Annotated in this window: 8 protein-coding genes; 7 read left to right on the top strand and 1 reads right to left on the bottom strand. The window is 40.8% G+C overall.

Annotated features, from left to right (window positions below; genetic code table 11):
• A partial coding sequence (locus D4T97_RS12065) for an IS3 family transposase (protein WP_164525556.1) occupies positions 1 to 105 on the top strand: 105 nt, incomplete at its 5' end.
• Between the two features lie 531 nt (positions 106 to 636).
• Here the strand turns inward: D4T97_RS12065 and D4T97_RS12060 are convergent.
• On the bottom strand, positions 637 to 1,260 hold the full coding sequence (locus tag D4T97_RS12060) for a sterol desaturase family protein (protein WP_126050979.1): 624 nt from the start codon (positions 1,258 to 1,260) through the stop codon (positions 637 to 639).
• A gap of 215 nt (positions 1,261 to 1,475) precedes the next feature.
• On the opposite strand from D4T97_RS12060, the gene D4T97_RS12055 reads away from it, so the two are divergent.
• The 6 genes from D4T97_RS12055 (at position 1,476) to D4T97_RS12030 (ending at position 7,122) form a co-directional block, all read left to right on the top strand.
• A complete protein-coding gene (locus tag D4T97_RS12055) occupies positions 1,476 to 1,856 on the top strand; it encodes a GntR family transcriptional regulator (protein WP_126050978.1) in 381 nt (126 codons plus the stop codon).
• On the top strand, positions 1,853 to 2,764 hold the full coding sequence (locus D4T97_RS12050) for an ABC transporter ATP-binding protein (RefSeq protein WP_126050977.1): 912 nt from the start codon (positions 1,853 to 1,855) through the stop codon (positions 2,762 to 2,764). Before D4T97_RS12055 ends, D4T97_RS12050 begins: the two co-directional genes overlap by 4 nt.
• On the top strand, positions 2,736 to 3,485 hold the full coding sequence (locus D4T97_RS12045; RefSeq protein ID WP_126050976.1) for a hypothetical protein: 750 nt from the start codon (positions 2,736 to 2,738) through the stop codon (positions 3,483 to 3,485). The genes D4T97_RS12050 and D4T97_RS12045 overlap by 29 nt, the downstream gene beginning before the upstream one ends.
• On the top strand, positions 3,482 to 4,189 hold the full coding sequence (locus D4T97_RS12040) for a hypothetical protein (protein WP_126050975.1): 708 nt from the start codon (positions 3,482 to 3,484) through the stop codon (positions 4,187 to 4,189). Before D4T97_RS12045 ends, D4T97_RS12040 begins: the two co-directional genes overlap by 4 nt.
• A 128-nt stretch (positions 4,190 to 4,317) precedes the next feature.
• Complete coding sequence (locus D4T97_RS12035) at positions 4,318 to 4,893, top strand: TetR/AcrR family transcriptional regulator (RefSeq protein WP_126050974.1); 576 nt, start codon at positions 4,318 to 4,320, stop codon at positions 4,891 to 4,893.
• A gap of 111 nt (positions 4,894 to 5,004) precedes the next feature.
• A complete protein-coding gene (locus D4T97_RS12030; RefSeq protein ID WP_126050973.1) occupies positions 5,005 to 7,122 on the top strand; it encodes an MMPL family transporter in 2,118 nt (705 codons plus the stop codon).
• Positions 7,123 to 7,167: the final 45 nt, after the last annotated feature.

Below are 7,167 nucleotides of genomic sequence, written 5' to 3'. Positions count from 1 at the left end.
GAAATCAAAAAATATATGACGTACTATAACAATTTTAGGTACCAATGGAACTTAAAGAAGATGACTCCTGTACAATACAGAAATCATCTTCTCCATGCGGCATGACCTTTTTCAAAAATGTCCTTTACAAAGGGTACATTTTATTTTTCTGGTTGACCTTTTTCTTTTTCACCCCTGTAAAGGGTAAGGGCCAAATGGAAAGGACAGGTATTATCAGTCTTGGTAGTTTTTGCTTTAATTATTGGATCAATCGTATGGTACTGGTATCAGAGCGACTGTTAAGAATAGCAAATAAATCAAAGGATTTCAGCATTAATCAAACGTTTGATTAAGAAAATCAATATTCTACATGCTTGATTGATAAAGGCCGTTAGATCAATGATTTCACGTGTTAATCAATCATTTGATTAACAAAAAGAGTTGCAATCAAATGTTACCCTAAAAACTAATCAAACGTTTGGTTGAAAAGTTCACGTAAGACATCGATTCCTGAAAAAGGCTGTAAATCAAAGGGTTTCCGCACTAATCAAATGTTTGATTAATAAAAAATAGGCCTGAACTAAACCTTTCACAAAAACTGATCAATCATTTGATTAAAAAGCCACGCTTGACCCCTATATATACTTTTCCGCAATGTTACGAAATCCCTCTCTTTTCCAAGTCCGTAGCTGTTTTGCTTTTTTCAACCTTCTTTTCATCCTTTAAAGTACCAAACAATGCGTCTACAAACGGTGTGGAGACGCCGTACCAATAGTTCTCATTTTTAAAATGGTGTAGCAGATGGAGTTTTTTAACCCACTTCCCAAATCTTGTGATTGGTTTGATGGGGCGGTGTGCGACATAGTGTTTCCATTCATAGACCAGCAGCATAACAATAATTCCCATTAGGAAGGCTGATGTCCCTACGATTGTGGATTCGATCGTATAAAAAATCAACGCTACAATTATAAAATTTGGAATGGTGTACCATAGCGGCAGGAAAAGCAGTTTTAAATCATCCGGATCCTTGTGATGATCATAATGGAGTCGCTTTAGAAATTTTAAAAAGAGCGGGTTTTTTGGCGTTTTCAGATGGAATAGGAATCGATGGGTCGCATACTCTGTGAACATATATGCAACCAGTCCCACTAAAAAATAGATGGTCAGAATCCACGTATCCCCGTTAACAATCACAAGAATACTTAATATGGCCAAGGTAAGAAGCATGACAGTAATATCAAAAAACAGGAAAAAATCACGATATAAGCCTTTTTTCTTCATGCTAGATCGCCCTCTCCCTTTCTTTCCTCCACCTTATTGTAAAAACATGCCTTGTTTTGCTATTACCAATATAGTAGTAACCTCCTTAAATATTGTCAATTTTAAAAAAAACAATTGATTGGTCCAACTCAAATGGTATTCATATTGTAATTTTTTATGAAATAACATATACTACATCACAACAGTAATGCACTCATCCAGAAAGGAGGATGTGTATGTTAATCGATCCAAACGACACGAAGCCAATTTATCTTCAAATCTCGGAATGGCTGGAGAATGAAATCATAGGCGGGCGTTTTAAAATGAACAATAAAGTGTATTCCCAATACCAGTTGGCGGATATGTTCAATATTAATCCGGCTACAGCTGCAAAAGGGCTGAACGTACTGGCAGACGAAGGTATTTTATACAAGAGGCGGGGGCTCGGCATGTTCGTTGCAGAGGGAGCGAAAGAAATAGTCATAAGCAAACGGAAAAATAAAAGGCTAAAAGGCTTGATTCAGGACCTTGTCATTGAAGCGGAGAGATTGAATGTTTCTGAAAATGACTTAATTGACATGCTCAAGGAAGTAAATAGGGGGAGGGACAAAAAATGAGTGTCATCGAATGTAGGGAGCTTACGAAAAAATACGGTCGGCAACAAGTTCTGGATCAGCTTTCACTGACAATCAAGGAAAATAAAATGACAGGTCTTGTCGGCAGAAACGGAGCCGGCAAAACAACGCTGCTCAAGTTGATTTCCGGTTTCATCCACCCGACTTCCGGAGTGGTCAAAGTGTTTTCTGAAAATCCCTTTAACAGTCTGCGGGTGTCTGCCAATAGTATTTTCATAGATGACCAGCTCAGCCTGCCGCCGGCCCTCACTCTTAAGGAAATATTGGAGGAGGCGGGGCGATTTTATGATAATTGGGATGAGGAGCTGGCCGATGGATTGTTTGATTACTTCTCATTCAATCCAAACGCATACCATGGCAATTTATCAAAAGGAATGAAAAGCACATTCAATATGATTTTGGGGCTGGCATCCCGCTGTGCATTAACGATTTTTGATGAGCCGACAACAGGGATGGACGCTGCGGTCAGGAAAGATTTCTATAGAGCTTTACTGAAAGATTATATCGCACATCCGCGAACGATCATTGTGTCAAGCCATCATTTGAGTGAGATTGAGGATGTTTTGGAAGATGTTTTGCTAATTAATGATGGCAAGGTCCGTCTGCATTTGTCGGTTTCTGATTTGAAGGAATGGGCAGTAGGTCTTACTGGAAAAATGTCTGCTGTTGCTAAGTGGATCGAAAACAAAGAAGTGCTCCATGAACAGGAATCAGGCCCTGGCCGTATTTTTAGCGCTGTAAAAAATGAATTCTCTGAAGAGGAGATTCAGCAGATGAAACTGGACGGGATCAGTGTTTCTCCTGTTCCGGCCAGTGACGTCTGCGTTTATTTGACGAGGAGGCATAAAGGGGGGATAGACGATGTCTTTAATCGAAATGAGTCTGTCTGATGTGGTGAAAAGACAGTATGAGTTCAAGGTGAGAGCATTCTTGGGCGTGTTCAGCTCGTTGGTAGGCGTCCAGCTGATCAGCCTCCTTTTCTCGCTCGGGGGAGTGAGCTCCGTAGGAACGGGCACCAGTTCAGGCATGAGCATCAACATTTCTTACTATTCAGCAGATATGATTGTTGTCTTTACCATGCTTTGGATTTTCATTACAAGTATATTGATTACGACAAAGGCAGTCAGATATGACGACTTCACTTTTGTAGCGAATCGCTTAAGTAGCAATTTGGCAAATATCTTGTTCCTGTTGACGGCAAGTGCCGTCGGTGGTGCAGCCGCCGTTTTCGCTGGATTTTTGCTGAAAATTGTCACTTTCCTTATGGGAAATGTCCAATATGGCATGGGAAACAGCTTCATGGAAGCACCTGCTGAGTTTTTCATTGCTGTGTCGGCGTCCATTTTATATATGATTTTATTTTCGGCTGCCGGTTATTTGACGGGGACCATTGTGCAGGTGAATAAAGTTTTTATCTTTGTGCTGCCGGCTCTTATCACAGGGTTTGTCGTTTACGTCGGAATCCGCAATGAAGAACTGGCCAAATCCATTTTTAACTTTATTTTTGCAGAATCATCCTTATGGTTATTCGCCGTCAAAACAATTATTATATCAACTCTGTTTTTCGCAGGAGCTCTCATCCTGTCAAATAGAATGGAGGTCAGAAAATGATGGGCCTCACCAGTTTGCTTGTGCTCGTCGGGGTTGCCGGCATTCTTATATGGGGAATCAAGGGGATGCAGCAAAATGTCTTGAAAAATAAACGTTATGTCAAAATTCTTTTAATGGGATATGGGATTGTACTTATCGCATCAGTTTTTGTGTTTGAAGTACTGCCAATCAATAAAGATGAGCCAGATTTCAGCTCGTCTTCTGACTCACAGATGGAAAAGGAAATGAACCGTGTTAATGACGCCCTCTTCAATGGTAGGACAGAAGAGGTTGATTCACGGTATGTTTTGAATGAATGGCAATGGAACTATAATGGAAAAGAGCTCCGCTTAAAAAACCAAGATTGGTTGAATGGAACGGTGATCGTGGAAAGGAAAGCCGAAAATGACGGAATTGTTGAAGGGGCCTTTTATGCAAATTCTGTCGTCGGTGGAATTGATCTAACCAATGAATATCAATCCTGGGATGTGAAATTGGAAAAGGATATATTGCATCTGAAAGGAAAATGGGAAGAGAAAAACCTGGAATTTACGGTGTTTGAAAAAGAATTTGTCATCATTCAGTTTACGGGGGAACGCAAAGGCGGAATGGGTTTTGGCGGCTTTATGGAAATCAATTATCTTTATTTGAAGGTTCCAAAAGACCTGAAACTAGTACCGGAAAATGAAGATATCTATATTCATTATGTCGGTGAAGACGATTGATTAGGGAAAAGAAGCCTAAAAGCATCGGTAGCTTTTAGGCTTTCTGATTGCTTGCTTCAATTTCAGAGATCTGCAGTCATTTGTTAAATGAGAAAATTATCCTATAATGAAAAGGAAGGAGTGAGCAGATGGCACGGGAACGCAAGTTTACGACAGAGGATGTTTTTCTAGAAACTAAGAACATTTTGCTTGAACAAGGCTATGAAGGATTTACATTCGGCATCCTGGCCCAGCGGCTGGACGTGTCCAGAGGTGCACTATATAAATACTACGATAATAAAGAAGAATTGATTACAGAGTACATGCTTTTTGAAATGGACCAGTTCATGAAGGATCTTGAAAAAATTCATCAATACGCCGGTTTCCATGACCAATTTGACTTTCTGCTTGAAACTTTTTTCAAGTATAATAAAATTCATCAAATTCTTGGTTTGTCTTATGAGATTCCTGCGAATACCAATAAAAATGTAAAGAGGAATAAACAGCAATTGGAGCAGATTCATGTCGAGATGTACGGTCATTTGGGATCTTTCATCCAGACAGGGAGAAGAGAAGGGCTCCTGCGGCCGGAATTGGCAGACGAACTTATATTAGGATTCATTTTTCAATCCATTGCTATTCCTAATCATTTCGGCATCCCTCAAGGGGAGTGGATGAAAATGACGAAGGAATTTCTCAGCCATGGAATGTTCATAAAGAAATAATTGACACTCCTGTCATACTAAAAGATAATGTTAGTGACACGAGTGTCATTTTATTTTTGTCGTAAGTGACAGATGTGTTACTTACATAATAAATATAGAAGGGGTTTGCTTATGAAGCCGCTATTACAATGGATTACCGACCGTGTAACGACAAAAAGAGGGATGTGGATCACGCTTAGCGTTTGGTTTTTAGCAGCTATGATTTTAGCTGTGTTTGCTCCAAGTGCCAAGGATTATGAGGTGTCCAGCATTGCATCTTTGCCTGGAGATGCCCAGGCTGTCATTGCTCAAAATAAAGTGGATGAATATATTAAGGACAATGAAGGGGTTCCTGCCATATTGGTTTTTGAGTCAACTAAAGGCGAGCTCGAACAAGGGGAGCTGATTAGTTTCCTGGATCAGCTTGAAAAGGGGGAAATCCATGGCCTGAAGGAATTGATTCCATTGGAACAATTGCCGCCGCAGGCAATAGACGGCTTTTTCTCTGGTAATCGAAAAATCGCTTTATTGCCTTTGACTTTTGATTCATCGCTTGAAACGAAAGAAATTAAAAATTCAATAGATGAGATCAATAGGATTTCTGAAAAGAATGGCAACTTCGAGCTGTATGTCACAGGTCCTGCCGGAATAGCCGCTGATACGTTGGATCTTTTCAGCAGGGCGGATTTAGTCTTGCTGTTTTCAACGGTGGGAATTATTCTTGTTTTGCTGGTGATCACTTACCGCTCGCCATTACTGGCCTTGATTCCATTATTGGCGGCCGCTTTTGTATATGAAGTCGTGAACCAGACGCTCGGTTTACTAGGAAAAGCCGGAGTGGTACTGGCCAATCAGTCCCTTTCCATTATGACCATTTTGCTTTTTGCTGTTGTCATAGACTATTCCTTGTTGGTCTTTTCCCGTTTCCGCGAAGAGTTAAAGACGCATGATGATAAATATAAAGCGATGAAATGGGCAATGAGAGGGACAGGTATCCCGCTGTTTTATTCAGGTTCGACCATTTTGGCAGCCATGTTGATTTTGTTTTTTGCCAAGTTCGGAGATTATAAGAACTTTGCTCCGATATTCGGAACGACGATCATCATTGTTTTGCTTGCGGGACTTACCTTGATTCCGGCATTATTTACCTTGTTTGGAAGAAGATCTTTCTGGCCTAAAATTCCTCGTATTGGTGATGAAAGGCTAAAAGCGAGCTCTCTATGGGGCAGAGTGGGCCGTTTTGTCACGAAAAAGCCCGGTCTTTCAATAGCGGTGATCGGTATTTTTCTCCTGCTGTCTTCAGCCAACGTGTTTAACTTGAAATATGAATTTGATACGATGAAGTCTTTTCCGAGTGATATGTCTTCAAGAGTGGGATATGAACTGCTGGAAGAAAGCTTCAATAAAGGAGAACTGGCTCCTACAACTGTCTTATTTGAATCCAAGAAGCCGTTGACTGCAGAAGATCAGCAAGATTTGCGAAATCAGCTTTCAGACCAGCCCCTTGTTGGCAGTGTGCGTTTAAGTGACAGCACGGAAGACGAGAAAGTGATTGCCTATAGCATGATCTTTAAAGTCAGCCCATATGAAGCTGAAGCGATGGATGCATTGGAAAAAATCAGGGGAGAATCAGATCAGATTGTCAAAGACAGCGGCCTGGACGGGAACCTTTATTTCGCTGGAGAGACGGCCGTATCTGTTGATGATCGCTCGATTAACAATAGAGATCTCATTGTGATTGTCGTACTAGAGACAATATTAATCTTCTCCATGCTGATTTTCTTGACGCGGTCCGTCAGAATGCCAATTTATATGATGGGTACCATTCTGCTGTCCTTCTTGGCAGCGCTTGGTTTAGGGATGTTCTTGACGAACTTCCTGTTTGATATTGATACCGTCAGCAACCGGGTTCCGCTGTATTCCTTTATCTTTTTGGTGGCACTGGGAATCGACTATAATATCATCCTTGTATCAAGGTTTATGGAAGAACGGCAAAGTCAGCCGCTTAGGAAAGCGGTGGAAACAGCTGTATCAGCCACAGGAGGCGTGATATCCTCAGCAGGGATTATTCTTGCAGCCACTTTTGCGGTGCTCATGACGCAGCCCATTGAATTGCTGTTTGTTTTTGGATTTATTGTGGCAATAGGAATATTGATGGATACTTTCTTGATCAGAGGTGTATTGATGCCTGGACTGCTTGTTTTATTTGAAAAAGATCATAATGGAAAGGCCGCAAAAGAAGAACAGTAACAGTAAAAAGTACCCTATGAAATAGATTAATCTATCTCATGGGGT

It is taken from the genome of Siminovitchia acidinfaciens, assembly GCF_003605385.1.
Lineage (GTDB): Bacteria > Bacillota > Bacilli > Bacillales > Bacillaceae_C > Siminovitchia > Siminovitchia acidinfaciens.
The sequence above is the reverse complement of the archived record's forward strand: the minus strand, read 5'-3'. Positions and strand labels throughout refer to the sequence as shown.